The organism is Paractinoplanes brasiliensis (assembly GCF_004362215.1).
Classification (GTDB): Bacteria; Actinomycetota; Actinomycetes; order Mycobacteriales; family Micromonosporaceae; genus Actinoplanes; species Actinoplanes brasiliensis.
In genome coordinates this window covers 4,252,607-4,275,496 of record NZ_SNWR01000001.1, presented here as the reverse complement: position 1 = coordinate 4,275,496, position 22,890 = coordinate 4,252,607, and the positions used below count along the sequence as shown (strand labels likewise).

General features: G+C 69.4%; 21 protein-coding genes and 1 tRNA gene. 5 read left to right on the top strand and 17 right to left on the bottom strand.

Going from position 1 to position 22,890, the window contains the following annotated elements:
* Positions 1-32: 32 nt before the first annotated feature.
* The 3 genes from galE to C8E87_RS19270 are packed head-to-tail and all read left to right on the top strand — an operon-like array spanning position 33 to position 2,353.
* Entirely contained in the window at positions 33-1,007 is a 975-nt protein-coding gene (gene galE, locus C8E87_RS19280) for a UDP-glucose 4-epimerase GalE (RefSeq protein WP_133874384.1), read from the top strand.
* Positions 1,004-2,134: a galactokinase gene (gene galK / locus C8E87_RS19275; protein WP_133874383.1), complete on the top strand. Its 1,131-nt coding sequence runs from the start codon at positions 1,004-1,006 to the stop codon at positions 2,132-2,134. The genes galE and galK overlap by 4 nt, the downstream gene beginning before the upstream one ends.
* Before the next feature lie 30 nt (positions 2,135-2,164).
* Complete coding sequence (locus C8E87_RS19270; RefSeq protein WP_133874382.1) at positions 2,165-2,353, top strand: hypothetical protein; 189 nt, start codon at positions 2,165-2,167, stop codon at positions 2,351-2,353.
* Here the strand turns inward: C8E87_RS19270 and C8E87_RS19265 are convergent.
* The 7 genes from C8E87_RS19265 to C8E87_RS19235 all read right to left on the bottom strand — a co-directional run bounded on the left by C8E87_RS19265 (position 2,350) and on the right by C8E87_RS19235 (position 10,812).
* Positions 2,350-3,261 (bottom strand): glycoside hydrolase family 43 protein, encoded by a 912-nt coding sequence (locus tag C8E87_RS19265; RefSeq protein WP_133874381.1) that lies wholly within the window; start codon positions 3,259-3,261, stop codon positions 2,350-2,352. The two genes, C8E87_RS19270 and C8E87_RS19265, sit on opposite strands and share 4 nt — an antisense overlap.
* A 236-nt stretch (positions 3,262-3,497) precedes the next feature.
* Positions 3,498-5,165, bottom strand: a complete 1,668-nt coding sequence (locus tag C8E87_RS19260) for a glycoside hydrolase family 43 protein (protein WP_133874380.1) — start codon at positions 5,163-5,165, stop codon at positions 3,498-3,500.
* A 2-nt stretch (positions 5,166-5,167) separates the two neighbouring features.
* Positions 5,168-5,992, bottom strand: a complete 825-nt coding sequence (locus tag C8E87_RS19255; RefSeq protein ID WP_133874379.1) for a carbohydrate ABC transporter permease — start codon at positions 5,990-5,992, stop codon at positions 5,168-5,170.
* Complete coding sequence (locus C8E87_RS19250; protein ID WP_133874378.1) at positions 5,989-6,942, bottom strand: carbohydrate ABC transporter permease; 954 nt, start codon at positions 6,940-6,942, stop codon at positions 5,989-5,991. The genes C8E87_RS19255 and C8E87_RS19250 overlap by 4 nt, the downstream gene beginning before the upstream one ends.
* Positions 6,932-8,269: an ABC transporter substrate-binding protein gene (locus C8E87_RS19245; RefSeq protein WP_133874377.1), complete on the bottom strand. Its 1,338-nt coding sequence runs from the start codon at positions 8,267-8,269 to the stop codon at positions 6,932-6,934. Before C8E87_RS19245 ends, C8E87_RS19250 begins: the two co-directional genes overlap by 11 nt.
* On the bottom strand, positions 8,266-9,723 hold the full coding sequence (arfA, locus tag C8E87_RS19240) for an arabinosylfuranosidase ArfA (protein ID WP_133874376.1): 1,458 nt from the start codon (positions 9,721-9,723) through the stop codon (positions 8,266-8,268). The genes C8E87_RS19245 and arfA overlap by 4 nt, the downstream gene beginning before the upstream one ends.
* A gap of 78 nt (positions 9,724-9,801) precedes the next feature.
* Positions 9,802-10,812 carry a LacI family DNA-binding transcriptional regulator gene (locus C8E87_RS19235; protein WP_133874375.1) on the bottom strand — a complete coding sequence of 337 codons (1,011 nt, stop codon included), beginning with the start codon at positions 10,810-10,812 and terminating at the stop codon, positions 9,802-9,804.
* 96 nt (positions 10,813-10,908) lie between these two features.
* On the opposite strand from C8E87_RS19235, the gene C8E87_RS19230 reads away from it, so the two are divergent.
* On the top strand, positions 10,909-11,781 hold the full coding sequence (locus tag C8E87_RS19230) for an ATP-binding protein (RefSeq protein ID WP_203720409.1): 873 nt from the start codon (positions 10,909-10,911) through the stop codon (positions 11,779-11,781).
* On the opposite strand, the gene cysN is transcribed toward C8E87_RS19230, so the two are convergent.
* The 10 genes from cysN to C8E87_RS43755 form a co-directional block, all read right to left on the bottom strand.
* A complete protein-coding gene (gene cysN, locus C8E87_RS19225; protein WP_133874374.1) occupies positions 11,765-13,063 on the bottom strand; it encodes a sulfate adenylyltransferase subunit CysN in 1,299 nt (432 codons plus the stop codon). The two genes, C8E87_RS19230 and cysN, sit on opposite strands and share 17 nt — an antisense overlap.
* Positions 13,063-13,974 (bottom strand): sulfate adenylyltransferase subunit CysD, encoded by a 912-nt coding sequence (gene cysD / locus C8E87_RS19220; RefSeq protein ID WP_133874373.1) that lies wholly within the window; start codon positions 13,972-13,974, stop codon positions 13,063-13,065. The genes cysN and cysD overlap by 1 nt, the downstream gene beginning before the upstream one ends.
* A gap of 59 nt (positions 13,975-14,033) precedes the next feature.
* The gene (locus C8E87_RS19215) at positions 14,034-14,924 is read right to left on the bottom strand and encodes a 3'(2'),5'-bisphosphate nucleotidase CysQ (protein WP_133874372.1); all 891 of its coding nucleotides are present in this window, start codon (positions 14,922-14,924) and stop codon (positions 14,034-14,036) included.
* Positions 14,925-14,946: 22 nt separating this feature from the next.
* Complete coding sequence (locus tag C8E87_RS19210; protein WP_239079799.1) at positions 14,947-16,665, bottom strand: sugar transferase; 1,719 nt, start codon at positions 16,663-16,665, stop codon at positions 14,947-14,949.
* A 152-nt stretch (positions 16,666-16,817) separates the two neighbouring features.
* Entirely contained in the window at positions 16,818-17,405 is a 588-nt protein-coding gene (gene pth, locus C8E87_RS19205; protein ID WP_133874370.1) for an aminoacyl-tRNA hydrolase, read from the bottom strand.
* Positions 17,406-17,545: 140 nt separating this feature from the next.
* On the bottom strand, positions 17,546-18,175 hold the full coding sequence (locus C8E87_RS19200) for a 50S ribosomal protein L25/general stress protein Ctc (protein ID WP_133874369.1): 630 nt from the start codon (positions 18,173-18,175) through the stop codon (positions 17,546-17,548).
* 482 nt (positions 18,176-18,657) lie between these two features.
* On the bottom strand, positions 18,658-19,638 hold the full coding sequence (locus C8E87_RS19195) for a ribose-phosphate diphosphokinase (RefSeq protein ID WP_133874368.1): 981 nt from the start codon (positions 19,636-19,638) through the stop codon (positions 18,658-18,660).
* Between the two features lie 325 nt (positions 19,639-19,963).
* Entirely contained in the window at positions 19,964-21,412 is a 1,449-nt protein-coding gene (gene glmU / locus C8E87_RS19190) for a bifunctional UDP-N-acetylglucosamine diphosphorylase/glucosamine-1-phosphate N-acetyltransferase GlmU (RefSeq protein WP_133874367.1), read from the bottom strand.
* Positions 21,413-21,479: 67 nt separating this feature from the next.
* A tRNA-Gln gene (locus C8E87_RS19185) sits at positions 21,480-21,550 on the bottom strand.
* 124 nt (positions 21,551-21,674) lie between these two features.
* Positions 21,675-21,902: a hypothetical protein gene (locus C8E87_RS43755; protein WP_166661195.1), complete on the bottom strand. Its 228-nt coding sequence runs from the start codon at positions 21,900-21,902 to the stop codon at positions 21,675-21,677.
* A 383-nt stretch (positions 21,903-22,285) separates the two neighbouring features.
* Here C8E87_RS43755 and C8E87_RS19175 point away from each other — a divergent pair, with 383 nt between their 5' ends.
* Positions 22,286-22,885: a TetR/AcrR family transcriptional regulator gene (locus C8E87_RS19175; RefSeq protein WP_133876934.1), complete on the top strand. Its 600-nt coding sequence runs from the start codon at positions 22,286-22,288 to the stop codon at positions 22,883-22,885.
* Positions 22,886-22,890: the final 5 nt, after the last annotated feature.

Here is a 22,890-nt window from a genome sequence, read left to right as displayed (position 1 = left end):
CGGGACAACTCTCTGCAAAGGGGTAGCGCGCCGTGAAACTGCTCGTCACCGGGGGCGCCGGCTATGTCGGCAGCGTCACCAGCCGACTGCTGCTGGACGCGGGCCACGAGGTCACCGTGCTCGACAACCTCGTCACCGGTTTCCGGAGCGCGGTCGCGCCCGAGGCCACCTTCGTCGAGGCCGACATCGCCGACGCCGCCCAGGTGCTCACCCCGGGCTCCGGGTTCGACGCGGTGCTGCACTTCGCCGGGCTGATCGCGGCCGGCGAGTCGATGACCAAGCCCGAGAAGTACTGGCACGACAACGTGGTGAAGTCGCTCGCCCTGCTCGACGCCGTGCGCGCCGCTGGGGTGCCGCGGTTCATCTTCTCCTCCACCGCCGCCGTCTACGGCAACCCGGTCGAGCTGCCGATCACCGAGAACGCGGTCAAGGCGCCGACCAACACGTACGGCGCCACCAAGCTGACCTTCGACCACGCGCTCACCTCCGAGGCGTTCGCGCACAACCTGGCCGCCGTCTCGCTGCGCTACTTCAACGTCGCGGGAGCCTACATCGCCGACGGGCACGAGATCGGCGAGCGCCACGACCCCGAGACCCACCTCATCCCCATCACCCTGCAGGTCGCCGCGGGCAAGCGGGAGAAACTGCAGATCTTCGGCGACGACTACCCCACCGCCGACGGCACCTGCGTGCGCGACTACATCCACGTACAGGATCTGGCCCGGGCCCACCTGCTCGCGCTCGACGCGGCCACCGCCGGCGAGCACCGCATCTACAACCTGGGCAACGGCAACGGCTTCTCCAACAGGCAGGTCGTCGAGGTGGCCCGCGAGGTCACCGGCGTCGAGCTGCCGGTCGAGATCGCGCCGCGCCGCGAGGGCGACCCGGCAACGCTGGTCGCGTCGTCGGCCCTGGCCCGCGAGGAACTGGGCTGGGTGCCGGAAAAGAACACGCTGCAGGCCATGATCAGCGATGCCTGGTCCTTCTACCGCTCGCACGTCGCATGAACGCCCTCGAGGCGTTCCGCAAGCAGTACGGCGCCGAGCCGAGCGGGCTGTGGGCGGCGCCCGGCCGGGTCAACCTGATCGGCGAGCACACCGACTACAACGACGGCTTCGTGCTGCCCTTCGCGCTGCCGCAGCGCACGGTGGCCGCGGTCGGCCCGGCCCCCGCCGGCGAGTGGACGGTGTGCTCGACGTTCCAGGACGAGGCGATCAGTTTCGGCCACACCGAGCCGGGCGAGGTGACCGGCTGGGCGGCCTACGTCGCCGGCGTCGTCTGGGCGCTGGTGGAAGCGGGCCACAACGTGCCCGGCGCGCGCATCGCCATCGACTCCGACGTGCCGCTGGGCTCGGGCCTGTCGTCGTCCGCCGCGCTCGAGTCGTCGGTGCTCACCGCCCTGGTCGACCTGGGCGGGCTCGACCTGCCGGTGGAACAGCGCCCCCGGCTCGCCCAGCGCGCCGAGAACGAGTACGTGGGCGCCCCTACCGGCATCCTCGACCAGTCGGCGTCGATCCGCTGCCGCGAGGGGCACGCGCTGTTCCTCGACTGCCGGTCCTACGAGGTCGAGCAGATTCCGTTCGACCTGGCCGCACAGGGGCTGGCCATCCTGGTGATCAACAGCAACGCCCCGCACCAGCACGTCGACGGGGAGTACGGCGCCCGCCGCAAGTCGTGCGAGGAGGCCGCCCGCATCCTCGGCGTGCCGGCGCTGCGCGACATCACCGGCGCCCAGCTCGACGACGCCCTGGCCCGCCTCGACGACGAGGTCATGCGCCGCCGGGTGCGGCACATCGTCACCGAGGACGACCGGGTGCTGGCCACGGTCGGCCTGCTGCGGGCCGGACAGGTGCGCGAGATCGGGCCGCTGCTCACCGCCTCGCACGCCTCGATGCGCGACGACTTCGAGATCACCGTGACCCAGGTCGACCTCGCCGTCGACACGGCCCTCGCAGCCGGGGCGTACGGCGCCCGGATGACCGGGGGCGGCTTCGGCGGCTGTGTGCTGGCGCTGATCGACGCGGACAGGGCGGACGTTGTCACGGCGGCGGTCGAGGAGGCGTACGCGCAATCGGGTTTCACACCCCCGACTGCATGGACCGTCACAGCGGGGCCGGGCGCCGGGAAGCTTTAGGTCGCGCCCCGGCCGGGTAACCGGTGCTGCATGACCACTTCTCAGCAGCAGGAACACGACGAGCCCAACGAGTTCGGCTTCGGCGGCGGGGCCACCGCGCCCGAGCCCGAGCCGGGAGCCGAGGAGAACGACGGCGAGAAGATCGCCGTGCCCGCCGACGACCTCACCGGCGCGATCACCGGCGCCATCGAGGAGGCCACCGAACGCGACAAGCCCTAGGCGGGCGCCTTCTGCTCCTCCGCGGTCGGACCTTTCACCACGGGACGGCCGTCGACCCAGTCCACCCGGTCGAGCCAGAGCAGCCGGCCGGGTTCGACGCTGCCGACCGCGCTGGGCGGCCACGCGTGATAGAGCAGCCACGACTCGCCGGCCGGGGTGGTCACCAGGAAGCCGTGACCGGGCCCGGCCGCCGCCGGTGACGTGTGCAGGATCGGATTCTCCGCCGCCTTGACGCACGGGCCGAGCGGGCCCTCGCAGGTGGCGTAGCCGAGGGCGTACTCCTCCTTGTCGAACGCGTTGGCCGAATAGAACAGGTAGAGCTTGCCGTCGTGCCGCACCATCTGCGGCGCCTCGATGACGTGCGCCTCCCAGCCGGCGTCGTTGACGAGCAGGCGTTTCGGCTCGCCGCTGAGCCTGCGTCCGTCCTCGGTGAGCCGGGCGCCGTAGAGGTAGGTCGGCTCTCCGATCGCGTTGCCGTCGTTCTTCCAGTAGAGCCAGCGGTCGCCGTTGTCGTCGGTGAACGGGCTGGCGTCGATCGAGCCGCCCTCGCCGGCCTGGCAGACGAGCGGCGCGTCCGACCCGTCGACATAGGGACCGCCGGGCTGGTCAGCGGTGGCAACACCGATGCACTGGCGGTCGGTGGCGGTGGATCGGGCCGTGTAATAGAGCAGGTACGTGCCGCCCGGACCCTCGATCACCTCGGGCGCCCAGGTGTTGCCGGGCGTGGCCCACTTGCCGACCTGGGGCAGGGCGTCGCCCGCGGGTGTCCAGGTGACGAGGTCGGGCGAGGTCAGGACGGGCACATTGCCGGCGGGGCCGTTCGTCCCGTACGCATACCAGGTCTCGCCGACCCGAAGCGCCCCCGGATCCGGGAAGTTGCTGTTGTACACCGGATTCGTGAAGTTCACACCCTGCCTCGCTTCCGACATTTCCGATTTGTCAGCAGTGGGGGAGACGGGAGGAGTGGGAGAAGCGGTAGCAGTGGGCGACTCGCCGGACGAGCAGCCGCCGGCGAGCAGCGCGCCGACCAACAGCAGCCGCCGTGCCACGAACCACGCCCCGCCACCGCCTTGACGCGCCGCCCGCCCTGTCACGCCGCCCCACCCCGCAGACGACGTCCTGCCACTGCGCCCGCGACTCCCTCCTACCACTTGGAGAACCGCAGGTAGTCGAACGATGCCGTGACCGCGGGCTCCGCTCCGCCGTGTGCCACCAGACCGATGCGCGGGTTGCTGCCGGCGGGCAGCGTCCACACCCCGCCCCACGTCCAGTGCTTGCCGTCCCGGCTCACACCGGCCCGGTACTCGTGTTCACCGTTGACCGGATCCACGTGGTGGGCCAGCCGGAGCCACGTCGTCGTGAGACCCGGCGTCCCGGCGATCGTCCCCCCGTACGAGAGGGCGTCCGCGTACGGCATCTCCTTGCCGAACTCGACCTGCCGCGTGTTCCAGATCGCCACGGTGCTGAGGCGCGCGAAGAGGTCGTCACCGGCGTACGCGATGATCCCGGCCTGCTGATAGTTGCGCACAGTGTCCTCACCGAGCGGCACTGTCACCTTGGTCTCAGCGATCCACCGGCCGGTCGGCGGGGTTCGCAGCAGCACGCCGGCGTTGTTCGAGGCGCCGGTCAGGTCGGCCCCCTGTACGGGCCAGCGCAGTTGTCCCCCACTGACCGTGACCGCCGGATCCTGACGCACCCAGCTCCAGCCGGGTTTCAGGTCGTTGAACTCCTCGATGAAGATCGGCTTGCCCGGCTCGGGGATGCGGGCCGACGGGGTGTCCCGGCCGTCGGAGGCCCAGGCCCCGCGGTTCACCGTGGGCCAGCCGCCGATCCAGTCCAGCCGGTCGATCAGCATCGGCCGCTCGTTGATGCCGAACGGCTCGTCCAGGTACGGGTCGGCGCGGTCGATCGCGTGATAGACGAACCAGTCCTGGCCGTGCCCATCGGTGATCAGTCCGTTGTGGCCGGTGCCGACCCAGCGGTTGCCGTTGGGGGCGATCACCGGCGTGCCACCGGCCCGCGAGACGTCGAGCCGCTGGCCGTCGCGGTCGGTGAACGGGCCGAGCGGGCTCTTCGACCGGCCCACCGAGACGGAGTACCCGGTGGTCGGGCCGGCGCAGCAGTTGGCCGACGAGGCGAACAGGTAGTAAAAACCGTTCCGCCGTACGACGTACGCGCCCTCGAATTTGTTGTCGATGGCCACGCGCGTCGGGTTCCCGGTGATCCGCAACCCGTCGGAGGTGAGCTCACTGACCCAGATCCCGCCGAAGTAGCTGCCGTAGTAGAGGTACTTCTTGCCCTCCGGCGTGGTCAGCTGGGCCGGGTCGAACGTCCACCACCAGCCTCCGCCCGGCGCTTCCCTCGGGGGCACGGCGGGTTGCGGGGCCCACGTCCACGGTCCGGTCGGCTTGGGCGCGGTAGCCACCCCGATCGCCGAGGCGCCCTCCGCTGTCGTCGTCTCGGTGACCGTCGCGTACAGGACCCAGCGGTTCCCGATCTTGCGGACGTCGGGCGCCCACAGCGAGGCGTTCGCCGCCGCGTACGGGGGCAGGTCGCCGAACGCGTCACCCACGTACTTCCAGTTCCGCAGGTCGGCCGAGCGCGCGATCGGGATGCGGTGCGCGACCTTCTCGCCCTCGCGCAGCGGGTCGGTGGTGCCGAAACCGTAGTAGAAGCCGTCGTCGCCGCGGACGATCACCGGGTCGGCGAAGGTGTCCGCGAACGACGCCGAGGCGGGAACGGGGACGCGGGCGCCGGCCGTCAGAGCCAGCAGCGTGATCACCGCGGCGAGCGCGGCTGTCAGGCGTCGCATGATCATCCTTTCAGGCCGGAACGGGAGACTCCCTCGATCACATACCGCTGCGCCACCACGAACAGCAGCAGCACCGGGATGCTGGCGACCAGCGCGCCGGCCATGATCACGGGATAGTTGATCGTGTAGGCGCCCTGCAGGATGGCCAGGCCGGGCGGCAGCGTGAACGACTCGGGGCTGAACAGCACGTAGATCGGCCAGATGAAGTCGTTCCAGTTGGTCAGGAAGCTGATCACCGCGAGCGTGGCCAGGGCGGGCTTGGACAGCGGCAGCACGACCCGGGTGAAGATCTGCCACGAGTTCGCGCCCTCGAGCACGGCCGCTTCCTCCAGCTCGCGGGGCAGGCTGAGGAAGAACTGCCGCAGGAAGAACACCCCGAACGCGCCCGCCGCCCCCGGGATGACCAGGGCCCACAACGTGTCGAGCATGCCGAACCGGTCGACGATCAGGAAGTTCGGGATGATCAGCACGAAGCTCGGGATGAACAGCGTCGCGATGATCATGCCGAAGATCAGGCGCTTGCCCTTGAACTCGAGCCGGGCCAGGGCGTACGCGGCCATCGACGCGATCGCCAGCACGAGCACGGCCTGACCGGTGGCGGCCAGCACGCTGTTGAGGAACCAGCGCAGCACCGGCGTCTGGTCGTTGCCCAGCAGCGTGTCGAAGGCCCCCGTCGTGGGTTCCTCGGGGAACACCGTGGGCGGCACCCGAGTCGCCTCGCCGGGCGACTTGAACGTGGTGAGCAGCATCCAGACGAGCGGCGCGATGAAGATCAGACTCAGTCCGATCAGGACGGTGTACCAGGCGACCGGGCGTACGCGTCTCATGAGTCCTTCTCCCGGAAGAGGCGGAACACGACCAGGCTGATCAGCAGCAGGCACGCGGTGAGCAGGTAGCTCATCGCGGCGGCGCTGCCCATCTTGTAGTCGCTCAGGCCGACCTGGGCGATGTACATGATCGCGGTGCGGGTCTCGGTGCCCGGCGCGCCCTGCGTGATCAGGTAGGACTGGCCGAACATGTTGGCCGACACCAAAATCGTGTTGACCGTGACGAACAGCAGCACCGGGCGCAGGCCGGGCAGCGTCACATGCCGGAACTCGGCCCATTTGCCGCCGCCGTCGATGCGCGCCGCCTCGTACAGCTCCCGCGGGATGTCCTGCAGCCCGGCGAGGTAGATGACGGCGTTGAAGCCGAGCGTCCACCACACGGTCACGCCGACCAGCGTCACCCAGGCCCAGGGCAGCGCGGTCGTCCACGGCGTGTCACCGGGCAGCCCGATCGCTCCGAGGATCGCGTTGACCACACCCAGGTTCGGGTCGAGCAGGAAGCGCCAGAGCACGCCGATCACGGCGACCCCCAGCACGTACGGGGCGAAGTAGATGGCCCGGAAGATCGTGCGGCCCTTGAAACTGCGGTTGAGCAGCAACGCCAGCAGCAGCGGGACGACGAGCAGCAGCGGCACGCTGAGCAGCGTGAAGATGCCCGTCGCCGACATGCTCTCCCAGAAGAAGCTGTAGACCGCCGAGCTGGAGTCGAACAGCGCCTGGTAGTTGTCCAGCCCCACGAACGGCTTGCCGGGCAGCAGATAATCCCAGTCGTGCAGGCTGATCCACAGGCCGTACACCGCCGGCACGAGCACGAAGGTCGCGAAGACGACGAAGTACGGCAACAGGAACAGGTACGGCGTCAGGGGTCCCGTACGCCGCACCCGGCCGCCGGCGCCGGCCTCCCCTGCCTGCACCGGCGGCGTACGGGTGAGTGCGGTCTCAGCTGCCATACTTCTTGGCGTTCTGCTCCAGGAGCTGGTTGGCCTTGGCGGCGCCGTCGGACAGCGCCTTGGCCGGCTCCTTGCGACCCAGGACAGCCTCGTTGATCGCGGTGACCATGGTGGCCATCACGTCGGCGATGCCGGGCTTCGGCGGCAGGAAGTGCAGGTAGTCGATCTGCGTGCCGATGGCCGACTGCTCGGGCAGGGCCTTGAAGTCGGCGCCGTTGCGGATCTCGGCGCGGGCCGGCACCTGGCCGCCGCGGGCCCACTCGATCGAGTGCTGGCTGATCCAGTTGATGAAGACCTTGCCGGCGGCCAGCTTGTTGTCGTCCTTGGCCTTCTGCTTGAACTGCACGAACTGGTGCGAACCGGCCCAGGCGGCCTTCTGCGACCCGATCTGCGGCAGCGGCGCCACACCCCACTCGAGGTTCTTGTCCTCTTTGAGCGTGTTAATTGTCCAGATGCCGTTCCAGTTGAAGGCGTTCTTGCCGTTGCGCAACGCGATGAGGTCGGCGTCCTGGGCCACGTTCTTGGGGCTGTAGCCGTTCTTGATGTGGTCGGTCATCCAGGTCAGCGCCTGCACGCCCGGCTGCTCGGCGAAGAGCGCCTTGGTGCCCTGATCGTCGAAGAGGTTGCCGCCGAACTGCCAGAGCAACGACTGGAACTGCATGCTGCCGGTGAACTCGAACGGGGTGACCCAGTCGCCCTGGATGCCCTTGGCCTTCATCGCCTCCAGGGCCGCCTGGTACTCATCGTTGTTCGTCGGCGGCTTCTCCGGGTCGAGACCGCCCTTCTCCATCACCGACTTGTTGTAGAAGAAGCCGAGCGGGTGCACGTCCAGCGGGATCGCGTAGCGGGTGTTGTTGTAGACGCCCGCGTTCCAGACCGGTGGCGAGAAGTCCTCGGCCTTGAAGTTCAGCGCCTTGGCCAGGTCCTCCAACGGCAGGATGACCCCGCGGGCGGCGTTCGTGGCGACGTGATCGACGTGCATGACGCCGACGTCGGGGCCGTTGCCCGTCGACACGGCGGCGGGTGTCTTCTGGTAGTAGTCGGCCCACTGATAGGTGTTCATCGACACCTTGATGTTGGGGTGCTCGGTGTTGAACTGGTCGACCAGCTTCTTCATGAACGGGCCGTCGCCGCCGGTGAAGCCGTTCCAGAAGGCCAGCGCTACGTTGGGCCCGTCGTACGAGGTCGCGGCGGGCGCGGCGTTCTGCCCGCCCCCGGTGACCTTCTCGTTCGGGCCGCTGTCGCCGCAGGCGCCGAGGAGCACGGCGCCGCCGGCGCCCAGGCCGAGGCCGAGTACGCCCCGGCGGGTGAGGTTTTTATCGATCATCGTGACTCCTCGGGAGTGAGGCACAACGCGTGCCAGGAGACGGGCGGTAGGAGGATCTCTGTGGAGGGCGCCTGCTCGACGGGCTCGGGCCGGTCGGAGCTGAGCGTCAGGTGCCGGGTGAGCCGATGCCGCGGGAAGGCCCGCAGGTCGACGGCGAGCGGCACCGGCTCGGTGCCGCGATTGACGACGAAGACGTTGAGCTCGTCGCTCTGCTCGTCATGGGTGGCCACGGCGTCCACGGCGGGCACGTCGCCGAAACGTCCGGTGCTCATCGAGGGACTGGTGAGGGCGGGGCGCAGCACTGTTCCCCGGGCGAGCCGGGCGGTGTGCGCGAACGGGTGGAAGATCGTCTGGCGCCAGGCCTCGCCGCCGGCCCGGGTGCGGATCGGCGCGATCACGTTGACCAGCTGCGCCTGGCACCCGACGGTGAGCCGGTCGGCGTGCCGCAGCATGCTGATCAGCAGGTTGCCGACGACGACGGCGTCCGTGCCGTTGTAGTCGTCCTCGATCAGCGCGGGAACCTCCTCGATGCCGCGGTCCTCGGGCTCGGTGAACCGCGACTGGTACCAGACGTTCCACTCGTCGAGCGAGAGCTTGATCCGCTTGTTGCGGCGCAGCTTGGCCCGTACGTGGTCGGCGGTGGCGACGACGTTCTCGATGAAGCCGTCGAGGTCGACGGCGGACGCCCGGAAGCTCGCGTCGTCGTGCTTCTCGGGGTCGTAGTAGCTGTGCAGCGAGATGTAGTCGACCTGGTCGTACGCGTGCTCGAGGACTGTCGCCTCCCAGGCCGCGAAGGTCGGCATGTCCGAGTTGGAGCTGCCGCAGGCGACCAGCTCGATGCTCGGGTCGACCCGGCGCATGGCGTGCCCGGCCCGGGTGGCGAGGCGGCCGTACTCCTCGGCGGTCAGGCTGCCGATCTGCCAGGGGCCGTCCATCTCGTTGCCCAGACACCACATCCGTACGTCGTGGGGCTGCGCGACGCCGTGCTTGCGGCGCAGATCGGCGGCTGCGGTGCCGTCGGCGAGGTTGCAGTACTCCACCAGTTCGGCGGCGGCCTCGATCCCGCGCGTGCCGAGGTTGACCGCCATCATCGGCTCGACGCCGGCCAGCGAGGCCCAGCGCATGAACTCGTTGAGCCCGAAGGCGTTGCTCTCAAGGCTGCGCCAGGCCAGGTCGAGGCGGCGGGGACGGTCGCCGCGGGGGCCGACGCCGTCCTCCCAGCGGTAGTTGGAGACGAAGTTCCCGCCGGGGTAGCGGACGGTGGTGACACCGAGCTCGCGGACGAGATCGAGCACGTCGGTCCGCAGGCCGTCGGCGTCGGCCGAGGGGTGCCCGGGTTCGAAGATTCCGGTGTAGACGCACCGGCCCATGTGCTCGACGAACGAGCCGAAGAGCCGGCGATCGACGGGAGCGATCCGGAACGCGGGGTCGAGAGTGAGCTGCGCCACTGGCATTCCTCGTTTTTACAACGTTGGATTCAACGTTGTAAAGAGCCCCACGCAAAGATCTCGAAACACCGATGAAATGCGGAGTCAGCCCGCGGTGCTCTCGCGGATCACCAGGCGATGATCCACCCGAAGCTCCCGGGGAGCGCCCGAGGCCGCTGGACCGTCGCCCAGGCGTTCGGCCAGCAGGTCGACGGCCAACTGCGCTATCCGCGGGGCATCCGGAGCGATCGTGCTCAACGTGGGCGTCGAGAAACGCCCGTCCTCGATGTCGTCGAAGCCGATCACCGCGACGTCGCCCGGCACCGCGACCCCGCGGGACAGCAGCGTGCGCAACGCGCCGAGGGCGAGCAGGTCGTTGAAGCAGAACACCGCGTCCGGCGGCCGGGCCGCGTCGAGCAGCCGGGCCATTGCCGCGGCGCCGTCGGCGCGGTGGAAGCCGTCGGCGGGCATCTCGAGCGCCGGGTCGGCGGCCAGCCCCGCCTCGGCCAGCGCCGCCCGATAACCGGCCAGGCGCTGGTGGGCCGTCACCGCCGAGGGCTTGTCCTGGACGCCGATCGCGGCGATGCGGCGGCGGCCGAGCGAGGTCAGGTGGCGGGTGGCGTCGGCCGCGGCCGACGTGTTGTCGATCGCCACGTGGTCGGCCGGCCCGTGCCACACCCGCTCGCCGAGCAGCACCATGGGGGTGCCGGCGGGCGGCGCCAGCTCCTCGCCCGCCAGGGCCAGTGGGCTGAAGATCAGACCGTCGATGGCGTGCCGGCGCAGGCCCGCGACCAGGTTGCGTTCGCGTTCGGCGTGCCCGTCGGTCTGGTCGATCAACACGGTCCACGACCGGCGCTCGGCTGCCTGCACGATCAGCCCGGCGATCTCCGCGAAGTACGGTGACTGCAGCTCGGGCACGGCCAGCGCGATCACCCCTGATCGGCCGCTGCGCAGCTGCCGGGCGGCGAGGTTGGGCACGTAGCCGAGCGCCTCGATCGCCGCCTGCACCCGGGCGCGCGTCGCCGGGGCCACGTGCACATACCCGTTGACGACATTGGAGACCGTCTTGATGGACACTCCGGCCCGCGCGGCGACATCCTTGAGACCCGGCGGCACGAAGACGCACTATACAACGTTGCAGTACTTAAGTCCGATCACCCGCGGGAGCTAAGGGTCGGTATAAGGATCTGCGTCGGCGATTACCGTGGCGGCATGTCCCTGCGCGCAGCGTGTCTGCCGTCGAAGGAGCCCTCGTTGCACCTCGAGAGTGATGTGGATGCATCCGTCGTGCTCCTCGCCATCGCAGGCCGGTGGGACCGCACGCTGTGGAAGACCTCCACCGAGCGGCTCCACAAATGCCTGGCCGAGCACCCCGAGGCGCTCATCGTCGACCTGTCCGAGCTCGACGATCCCACCGCGAGCAGCGCCCCCACCTGGGTCGCGGCCCAGAAAGCGGCGGCCGCCATGGACCCGTCGGTGCAGCTGGCCCTGTGCATCCCGCCCGACCTGCCGCTCGCCGATCGCATGCAGCGCCTCGGCGCGAGGTCCTACCTGCCCGTTTATGCCAAGGTGCGCCAGGCCCGGGTGGCCATCGCAAGCCGGTTGCCGCTGACCGAGCGGCTCACGCTGACCCTCGCCCCGGAGCCCGAGGCGCCCAGCCTGGCCCGCAACCTGATCAGCGACGCGTGCCTGGCCTGGGATCGGGTCGAGCTGCTGCACCCGGCCCGGTCGGTGATGAGCGAGCTGGTCAACAACGCGATCGAGCACGCCCGTACGGAGATGACGGTCGCGGTCAGCCTGCGCGGCGCGGGCATTCACCTGAGCGTGGCCGACGGGGTCGCCACGCCGCCACGGCTGATCAAACTGAGCCGGGTACGCCGGGATCAGCCGCTCGACGAACGCGGCCGCGGACTGCAGGTGGTCGGTGCGCTCGCCGTCGCCTGGGGCACGCTGCCCACCCGTACGGGGAAAGTGGTCTGGGCGACGATGCAACCGCGGCCGCCCAAAGCGAAACGGCAGCCGCGGAACGATGCCCCACGACTGCCGCCCGGTGTCCGTAACGAGCGCCCTACTGGGCTTCGATGATCATCCCCGCGCCGACCGTGCGGTTGGTGCTCTCGTCGACCAGGATGAAACCGCCGGTCGTACGGTTGCGGCGGTACTCGTCGGCGAGCAGCGGCACGGTCGTGCGCAGCCGCACCCGGCCGATCTCGTTGAGCTGAAGCGCGTCGGCCTGCTCGTCGCGGTGCAGGGTGTTGACGTCCAGGCGATATTGCAGACCGCGTACGACCGTACGGGCCGAACGGGTGGTGTGCTTGATCGCGTATTTGCCGCCGACCCGCAGCGGGGCCGTCTCGTCCATCCAGCAGACCATCGCCTCGATGTCCTGGGCGACGGCGGGGGCGTTGTGCGGCCGGCAGATCATGTCGCCCCGCGAGATGTCGATCTCGTCGTTGAGCCGCACGGTGACCGACATGGGCGGGAACGCCTCGTCGACCGGGCCGTCGGCGGTGTCGATCGCGGCGATCGTGCTGGTCATGCCGGACGGCAGCACCATCACCTCGTCACCCGGCTTGAGCACGCCCGACGCGACCTGGCCGGCGTAACCCCGGTAATCGGTCACGGTGGTCGACTGGGGACGGATGACGTACTGCACGGGGAACCGCACGTCGACCAGGTTGCGGTCGCTCGCGATGTGCACGTGCTCGAGGTGGTGCAGCAGCGACGGGCCGTCGTACCACGGGCTGTTCTCGCTGCGGGAGGCGATGTTGTCGCCGTTCAGCGCGGACACCGGGATGATCGTCAGGTCGCCGATCTCGAGCTTGGCCGCGAACGAGGTGAACTCGTCGGCGATCTTGTCGTAGACCGCTTTGTCCCAGTCGACCAGGTCCATCTTGTTGATGCAGAGCACCAGATGCGGCACCCGCAGCAGGCTGGTCAGGAACGCGTGCCGGCGGGACTGCTCGACCAGGCCCTTACGCGCGTCGACCAGGATCAACGCGAGGTCCGCCGTCGACGCGCCGGTCACCATGTTCCGGGTGTACTGGATGTGGCCCGGGGTGTCGGCGATGATGAACTTGCGCTTGGGCGTGGCGAAGTAGCGGTAGGCCACGTCGATCGTGATGCCCTGTTCCCGCTCGGCCCGCAGGCCGTCGGTGAGCAGCGCGAGGTTGGTGTACTCGTCACCGCGGGAGGCGCTGGCCGCCTCGACCGCCTCGAGCTGGTCGGCGAAAATCGTCTTGGTGTCGTACAGCAGCCGCCCGATCAGGGTGGACTTGCCGTCGTCCACGCTGCCCGCGGTGGCGAACCGCAGCAGGTCCATGCGGGCCGCGGGGGCAGCCTCGGTCTCCAGGACGCCCTGGCTCATCAGAAGTAGCCCTCTCGCTTGCGGTCTTCCATCGCGGCCTCGCTGACCTTGTCGTCACCGCGGGTCGCGCCCCGCTCGGTGATCCGGGTGGCGGCAACCTCGTCGATCACCTTCTCCACCGTGTCGGCCTCGGAGAGCACGGCGGCGGTCTGCGAGGCGTCGCCAACCGTGCGGTAACGCACCCGGCGCACCTGAGAGGTCTCGCCGTCGCGCAGCCGGATGAACTCGTTGACCGCGTAGAACATCCCGTCGCGCTCGACGACCTCGCGGTCGTGCGCGTAATAGATGCTCGGCAGCGGGATCCGCTCCTTGGCGATGTAGTGCCAGACGTCGAGCTCGGTCCAGTTCGACAGCGGGAACACCCGGATCGACTCGCCCGGGTGGTGCCGCCCGTTGTAGAGCGCCCACAGCTCGGGCCGCTGGTTCTTCGGGTCCCACTGGCCGAACTCGTCGCGGAAGCTGAACATGCGCTCCTTGGCGCGTGCCTTTTCCTCGTCGCGCCGGGCTCCGCCGAACAGCGCGTCGAAGCGGTACTTCTCAACCGCGGCCAGCAGCACCGGGGTCTGGATCCGGTTGCGGGTGCCGTCGGGCAACTCGCGCACGAGGCCGGTGTCGATCGCCTCCTGCACGCTGGCGACCACCAGGTTGAGCCCGAGGCCGGCGACCCGCTGGTCGCGGTATTCGAGCACCTCGGCGAAGTTGTGGCCGGTGTCCACGTGCATGACCGGGAACGGGATGCGCGCGGGAGCGAACGCCTTCTCGGCGAGGCGCAGCATCACAATCGAGTCCTTACCGCCCGAGAACAGCAGGACAGGACGCTCGAACTCGGCCATGACCTCGCGCATGACGAAGATGCTCTCGGCTTCGAGGGCATCCAGATGCGAGACGCGGTACGGCTTCGTCTGGCTCATCGGTGGGCTCCAGACTTGATCTAGGAGTTACAGCGGGGGATGTTGCCCTGAGACAACCGTCATTCTGACGGAAGGTGACGCTGCAACGCTGCAAGCAACCGGGGAGCAAGATCCTTACGACACACCACGAGGTCAGGCAACTTGGGATCGGCCTCGTTGTATTTCAGCTCAGAACCGTCGATTCGGCTAGCGTGCAGGCCAGTGGCCAACGCCACAGCGACAGGGGCGGCCGAATCCCACTCGTACTGGCCGCCGGCGTGCACGTACGCGTCGGCCTCCCCGCTGACCACGGCAGCGATCTTCACGCCGGCCGAGCCCATCGGCACCAGCTCGGCCCCGATCTCCTCGGCCAGGGCGGTGACGAAGGCCGGGGGCCGGGTGCGGCTCGCCGCGATCCGGATCGGGCCGCCCGCCGCCGCGTTCAACGGCAGGGGCGGGTACGCCGGGGACTTGTCGGTCGCGATGGTCCGGTGCTGAGCGGGCATGGCCACGGCGCCCGCGGCCAGGCAGGACGGGCTCGAGCAGTCGGCCGTCCAGAGCGCGACGTGCACGGCCCAGTCGGAACGGCCCTCCTCGGAGAACTCGCGGGTGCCGTCGAGCGGGTCGATGATCCACACGCGGGAGGCGCCGAGACGCTCCGGGCGTACGGTGGTCTGCTCGCCCTCACTCCACGCGTCGCGGGCGTGGTCGTCCTCCTCGGAGAGCACGGCGTCGGCCGGGCGCCACCGGGCCAGCTCGGCCCGCATCAGGTGGTGGGCGGCCTTGTCACCGGCCACCTTGAGGGCCTTGCCGTCGGCGAAGCCCATCTCGTCGCGTACCTGGAGCAGGGTCTGACCCGCACGGTCGGCCAGCCAACGGGCGAAGGCCGCGTCGTTCACCGGCGGCACTCCGCCGTCGTTGCTCTCCCGCTGGGAGTTCACGCGCGCCGACGTCTCTGTCCGCTCGCTCATCTCTAGCCGCTCCTCTACGCCCTCAGTACGCTCCGGAGGAGCGCACCACTGCCGTCATGGTGCGCAAGAGGATCACCAGATCCAAACTCAGGGTCCAGTTCTCCACATAGCGCAGGTCCAAGCGGACCGCTTCCTCCCATGGCAGGTCCGAACGCCCGGATACCTGCCACAGGCCCGTCATGCCCGGCTTGACGGCGAGCCGGCGCCGCACGTCGTCGGCGTACGCCGCCACCTCGGACGGCAGCGGAGGCCGCGGCCCGACCAGCGACATCTGCCCCAGCAGCACGTTCAGCAGCTGCGGCAGCTCGTCCAGCGAGAACCGGCGCAGATACCGCCCGACCCGGGTCACCCGCGGATCGTCACGGATCTTGAAAAGCACGCCGTCGTGCTCGTTCAGATGCTTCAGCTCGGCGAGCCGCGCCTCGGCATCCACATACATGCTCCGGAACTTGAAAATACGGAACAATCGACCGTCACGACCGACCCGTACCTGACGAAAGAGTACCGGCCCGCGCGACGTGCACCGCACAGCCAGTGCGATGCCGAGCAGCACAGGACCGAAGATCATCAATAACGCGAGCGCGCCGAGCCGGTCGAACGCCTCCTTGACCAGCCTCGATCCGCCGTGCAGGCGCGGGTGCTCGACGTGCAGCATGGGCAGCCCGTCGAACGGCCGGATCGTCGTACGGGCCCCCGCCACGTCGACGAGCGCGCTGGCGACCACGAGGTCGACCTCGTCACGCTCCAGGCGCCAGGCCAGCCGGCGTACGGCCTCGCCGTCGAGCTCGGGGCAGCTCAGCACGACCACGGTGTCCGCGTCGGCCAGCTCGACCGCCCCGGCGACGTCCTCGAACGTGCCGTAGACGGTCAGGCCCTGCGGCCCGCTCACCCCCACGCCGTCGTGCCCCGGCGGCAGGCAGGCCCCCACAACCTCGAGCCCGTGATAGCGCTCCCGCCGCAGCTGACGGGTCATGCCGATGACCGAGAGCTCATGCCCGACGAGGATCACCCGGCGCATGCTCCCGCCCCGGGCCCGGGTCAGGTGCAGTCGTTTGCGCAACGCGAACCGCAACACCACCGACGAGACGATCGCCGTTGGCAGGGCGGCCAGGACATACCCCCGGGCAAGATCCAGATCGAGCCCGTACGAGATCACGGACACCCCGGCGATGAGGCCGACCCCGCCCCGGAGCACCCTCTGGTACTCGTCCGTGCCGACGAAGAGATACCGGCGCTCGTACGCCCGGGCGACCGCGAGCACGGTCAGCAGCAGCACCGGCAGCAGCGCCGACAGAACCATGTACGCGAGGTTGTAGCTGGTCACCTCGTCGCCGAACCGCAGCCCGAACGTGGTCGCGCCCGCCGCCGTGCCCGCGAGCAGGTCACACAGCACGAGCGATCGCACGTAGCTGCGTTCCCAGCGCTGCCGCCTCGACATGGCCGCGTGCCGCCCGCGTACGCGAACGAAGGGCCGGGTCGCGGGGCGGGTCGCCGCCGACCGGTTGGGCCGCTCGGACCAGTGCCGGTCGATCGCCTGATTGCGGGCCGGGTCGGCCTTGCCACGAGTTACCCGCGGCGGCGCGTTGTCCGGCCGGTCGAGCGCCTGCGGAGGCCCCGCATTCGGGCGTGTCGGCGTCGTGTTCAGCGCCATCTTGTTCGCCGCGGCGGTCGGCAGGCGCACCGGCCGGATCGCCGGCAGCAGCACGGTCGGCTGGGCGAGCACCGCCTCCGTTGCCGACATGTCCCGCCGCATCCTCAACCTCCCCCATCCGACGGTCATATGCCACCGAATCGGCGCATACGTGTGACCAACGGTCGGACAGTCGAGAGCGTCACGGGATCGGTAGGCGGACAAAACCGCCCAAACGATCTATCTGTTTCGACCTCGCAAGATCAACTGCCGTGGTATTTGTTCTGCGCCCACTCGACCCCCTCGAGCACGACCGCCTCCACCACGTCGGCCGCCCGGTCGACGAGAAACTCCAGCTCCTTGCGCTCGGCGCCGGAGAAGTCGGAGAGCACGTAGTCGGCCGGGTCCTGCCGTCCCGGCGGGCGGCCGATGCCGAATCGCACCCGCGCGTACTCCTTGCTCGCCAGGGACTTCGACATGGACCGCAGACCGTTGTGGCCACCCTCACCACCGCCACGCTTCACTCGAACCTGCCCGAAAGGCACATCAAGCTCATCGTGCACGGCAATCACGTTGGACACCGGCACTTTGAAGAACTGTGCGAGCGAGACCACCGGCGCGCCGGAGAGGTTCATGTAGGTCAGCGGCTTGAGCAGCACCAGTTTCGGCCCCCCGAGGCCCAGCCGGCCCTCGGCCACCTCGGTGTGGGCGCGCTTGGCCCGGCCGAACTTCGCGCCCAGCCGGGACGCCAGCAGGTCGGCCACCATGAAGCCCACGTTGTGCCGGTTGCCGGCGTACTCCTTACCCGGGTTACCGAGCCCGACCACCAGCCACGGCGACTCGTCGCTCACTGCCGTTCCCCTCCAGACACGAAGCCGGGGAAAGCGCCGCTTTGGCACTTTCCCCGGTCACTGCTCGTACGCCGCTTTGGCTCACACGCCGACTCGGCTCATACGCCGACTTGGCTCATACGCCGACTTGGCGAGAAGTCCTACTCCTCGGTGGAAGCCGCAGCCTCGTCGCCCTCGGCCGACTCGCCGCCCTCGGCGGTGTCGCCCTCGAGCTGCTCGGCGGTCTGCGCCTGCGAGACGATCGCGAGCACGAAGTCGGGCTCGACGGCCAGCTCGGTGCCGCTCGGCAGGGGCACGTCGCCCGCGGTGACCTGTGAACCAGCCTCGAGGCCCTCGATGGACACCTCGAAGCCGGACGGCAGGTGCATGGCCTCGGCGACCACGGCCAGCGTGTTCGACTCGTTGACGACCAGGGTGTTGCGGGCGGCCTCGCCGACCAGCGTCACCGGGACGTCGACCTGGACCTTCTCGCCACGCTTGACGATGATCAGGTCGACGTGCTCGTAGGTGTCCTTGATCGGGTCACGCTGGATGGCCTTGGGCAGGGCCAGCGTGGCGCCCGAGGCACCAGCGATGTCGATCGTGAACACGGTGTTGAGCCCACCGTGCCGGATGGCGGCCGCGAACTCACGGGCCGGCAGCGCGATGTGCACCGGCTTCTCGCCGTGGCCGTAAAGCACGGCGGGCACCAAACCGGCCCGGCGCGTGCGGCGGGCACCACCCTTGCCGAACTCGGTGCGGGGCTCGGCGCTGATCTTTACCTCGGACACGGGGAAACTCCTGAAATTCTTCGATCGGGCTGCGACTAAGTCGGCGTGCGTACGGTCCGGCAGTGTGTGGAAATCGGCCGCCGTCGGTGCTGGAAGCCGTCGTCGGCGCTGCCGGGCGAGGGGGCGCGCTGGGCACAGGCCCGGAGCACCGCGTCGATCACGGTGCCCCCGAGCGGCTGCGAACCTCAGCAGACCGCGGGGCACCCTCGCCGTGGCAACCGCTCTAGCTTACCTGCTGCATGCGCGCACGACTCAGCGGGTCCGCCTCGCTCCGGCTCTGCGCGAAAACTTCACCCTCGCGATGCAACGTGCATCGCGCATTCTGCGCGTCGAGGCGGGCGGCGGAACCGGAGCCGGCTGCCGGCACACACGCACAAGCACCCGGCCGGGCGGCAGCAAACCGACGACTGGGCGCAGCCGCCGGACGCCTACGGTCAAACCTTTCCTCCGGCCGGCCCGAATGCGACGCGCGGCGGAACGGCCTAGCTCAAGCCCCCGAACAGGGTCGTCACCGAGCCGTCGTCGAAGACCTCGCGGATGGCGCGGGCCAGCAGCGGGGCGATCGACAACACAGTGATCTTGTCGAGTCGCTTCTCGGGCGGCAGCGGCAACGTGTTCGTCACCACGAGCTCGCTGATCCTGCTGTTTTTCAGCCGCTCGGTCGCCGGGTCGGAGAGCAGCGCGTGGGTCGAGGCCACGATCACGTCGGCCGCGCCGGTCTCCCAGAGGATGTCGGCCGCCTTGGTGATCGTGCCACCGGTGTCGATCATGTCGTCGACGATCAGGCAGACCCGGCCCTCGACCTCGCCGACCACCCGGTTCGCGACCACCTGGTTGGGCTTGAGCGGGTCGCGCGTCTTGTGGATGAAGGCCAGCGGGCAGCCGCCCAGCCGGTCGGTCCACCGCTCGGCCACCCGCACCCGGCCCGAGTCGGGCGCGACGACAGTCATCGGACGGCCGGCGTACTTCTTCTGCACGTGCTCGGCCAGGATGTCCATCGCGAACAGGTGGTCGACCGGGCCGTCGAAGAAGCCCTGGATCTGGGCCGTGTGCAGGTCGACCGTCAGGATGCGGTTGGCGCCCGCGGTCTTGAGCAGGTCGGCCACCAGACGGGCCGAGATCGGCTCGCGTCCGCGGTGCTTCTTGTCCTGCCGAGAATACGGGTAGAAAGGCAGCACGACGGTGATCCGCTTGGCCGAGCCCCGCTTCAGGGCGTCGATCATGATCAGGGTCTCCATGACCCACCGGTTCACACCCTCGGTCACCGACTGCACGACAAAGGCGTCCGAGCCGCGTACGGAGTCCTTGAAGCGGACGAAAATCTCACCGTTGGCGAACTCGTACGAGTCGGCCGGGGTCGGCGCCACGCCGAGCACCTGGCCGATCTCGTCGGCCAGCTCCGGGAAACCCCGCCCGGAGAAAAGCATCAGAGACTTACGGTTCTCCGCGACGATGCTGCCCATCGGCTCGCTACTCCCGTGGATTCGAGGGGGTGGGGACGTAATCGGAGTGAAGTATCCCCCGCGGGACCTTTGCCGCCACGTTCCGAGGCCGCCGGGTGGGATGCCTCACCCCGCCGGAACATTCCAGCTCAGCAACCGTCCCGCGGCGGCCGCCGGCCCCGGCGCACCATTGTCGGATACCCGGCAGTGGCCTTGCGTCCACCTCCAGCTAACCCCAACCCACCCGGATCCGCGCGTTTACTTCGCGGCGCCGGCATCTTTCTCCGCGATCACCTACCCCCGCGCCACCGGCTTCCCGCTCCGCGACCGCCTGATCCCCGACCGCCTACTCCCCGGCGCCGGCTTGCTTTTCGGCGATCGCCTTTTCGGCCGCGGTGGCCGAAACGGTGCCGGCCCGCTTGCGCGCCACCCAGCCCTCGACGTTGCGCTGCGGCGCCCGGGTCACGCCCAGACTGCCCGCGGGCACACCCTTCTGAATGGCGCTGCCGGCCGCGACGTACGCCCCCGGCTCGATCTCGACCGGCGCGATGAGCACGGTGTCGGAGCCGACGAACGCGGCCTCGCCCACCGTGGTGTGGCTCTTGTTGACCCCGTCGTAGTTGGCGAAGATCGTGCCCGCGCCGATGTTGGCCTTGGCCCCGATCGTGGCGTCCCCCACATACGACAGATGCGGCACCTTGGCGCCCTCGCCGAGCTCGGCGTTCTTGGTCTCGACGAAACCGCCCACCTTGGCCTTGCGACCCAGCCGGGTGCCCGGCCGCAGGAACGAGAACGGCCCGACGGTCGCCGCCGGCCCGACCTCGGCGCCGATCGAGTGCGTGCGCAGCACGACCGCTCCCGCCCCGACCGTGGTGTCGATCAGCGTGGTGTCCGGCCCGACGATCGCGCCCGCGCCGACGGTGGTCGAACCCAGCAGCTGCGAATTCTGGTCGATCTCGGCGTCCGGCTCGAGGGCCACGGTGACGTCGATCCACGTGGTGGCCGGATCGAGGATCGAGACCCCCGTACGCATCCAGGCCTCGTTCACCCGGTCGCGCAGCAACGCGCGCAGCTTGGCCAACTCGGCCCGGTCGTTGCAGCCCAGCGTCTCGTCGGCGTCGGGCGCCACGAACACCCCGACCGGGTGACCGACCGAAGCCATGATCCCGAAGACGTCGGTGAGGTATTCCTCGCCCTGATCGTTGTCGGTCGACAGCTTGGACAGCGCCTCGCGCAGCGACACCAGGTCGAACGCGTAGATGCCGGCGTTGATCTCGCGGATCGCCCGCACCTCGGCCGACGCGTCCCGCTCCTCGACGATCTTCTCCAGGTTGCCCGCACCGTCACGCACGATCCGGCCCAGCCCGGTCGGGTCGGCGACCTCGGCCGCCAGCACTGTCGCACCGCGCGCGCCGGACTCGTGCGCCTCGATCAGGCTCGCCACCGTCTCGGCTCGCAGCAGCGGCACGTCGCCGTTGAGCACGACCACCGTGCCGCTCGCCTCGGGCACGGCCTCGAGAGCGATCCGTACGGCGTGACCGGTGCCGTTCTGCTCGGCCTGCAGCACCGGCGTGGCGGCCGGGGCCACCTCGGCCAGGTGTGCCTCGACCTGCTCGGCCTTGTGCCCCACCACCACGATCGTCTGCTCGGCGCCCGCCGAACCCGAGGCGGTGAGCACGTGCCCGAGCAGCGTGCGCCCGAGCAGGGGGTGCAGCACCTTGGGCGTAGCGGACTTCATCCGCTTGCCCTCACCGGCGGCAAGGACGACGACGGTACGACGAGGGGTCTGACTCACGCGGTACTCCAGTGCTCGCAGTAGTCACTCAGACAGGCGGCGACAACTCAGCCGCGGACACAGACTGCTCCCGGAAGAGGATTCGAACCCCTATAAACGGCACCAAAAGCCGCGGTCCTACCATTAGACGATCCGGGACCATCGCGGACATCTCCCCACGGGGCGACGTCCACCGGTCACATCTTAGCGGCACCCGTTCAAGCCTTTCCCTGCCGCCGAGCCCGCGCCGCCGGAGCAGCGCGGGCCTAAAGGGGCGGCGACCTCAGATCGGGTGCGGAAGCGGCATGGCCCGCTCGCGTGCGGCCAGTTGCTCGAAGTGGGCCGCGCTTTCCTCCTTGCCCTGCTCACGGAACTGGGCCGCCAGCTCCTCCCAAGCCTCCGCGTCCTCCTCCTGAATCCGCCGCGCCTGCTCGTGCAACTCAGCGCGCACCCGTTCGACCTGCCGCCGCATGCGCTCCTGCTCACGCAGGCGGAACTCTTCAAGCGTCATAACCATCACCCACGCCCCCTAGTCGCTCGTCAAGTACTCCGAGCCTACGCGCGGAGCTGAGCAGCTTGTCAATACGGAAAAGCTCATTCACCCGATAGTCGTCGATCAACTTGCGGTCCTTCTCGATTCTCCAGACGAGACGCATTCGCTCGAACTCGTCGTCCTCCCGGCCCATCGGCATCACACTCCGGCTCAGCTGCACGAACCAAGTAATGCACCTACATAACCACGTCGGTACGGCGAGCGGTAAGCCCGTAGATGTGCCAAACATTGGCGGGGCGGTCGGATCGGGCGAAACCTGGCAGGATGGCCGGGTGACGGAGCCAGACGACGCGGCGGGCGGGCAGTCCCGCTCACGGCCGGCGGCGGCCCCCCGGGTCCGCATGACGGCCGCGCAGCGCCGCGAGCAACTGATCGCGATCGGCCGCGAGCTCTTCGCCGAGCGCGGCTTCGACGCGACCAGTGTGGAAGAGGTCGCCGCCCGGGCCAAGGTGTCCAAGCCGATGGTCTACGAGCACTTCGGCGGCAAGGAGGGGCTGTATGCGGTGGTCGTCGACCGCGAGGTCCGCGCGCTGCTCGATCGGATCACCGCCGCGCTGACCGCCGGCCACCCCCGTGAGCTGCTCGAACAGGCGGCGCTGGCCCTGCTCGGCTACATCGAGGAGGAGCCGCACGGCTTCCGGGTGCTGGCCCGCGAGTCGCCGGCGTTGGCGCCCGCGGGCACGTTCTCGAGCGTGATGAACGACGTGGCCCACCAGGTGGAGCACATCCTGGGCGCCGAGTTCCTGGCCCGCGACCTCGACCCCAAGCTGGCCGAGCTCTATTCGCAGGCGCTGGTCGGCATGGTGGCGCTGGTCGGCCAGTGGTGGCGCGAGGCGCGCAAGCCCGACAAGGAAACGGTGGCCGCCCACCTGGTCAACCTGGCGTGGAACGGCCTGTCCCACCTCGAGGCGAAACCCACCCTGCTGACCAGGAGAAGCTGACCAGG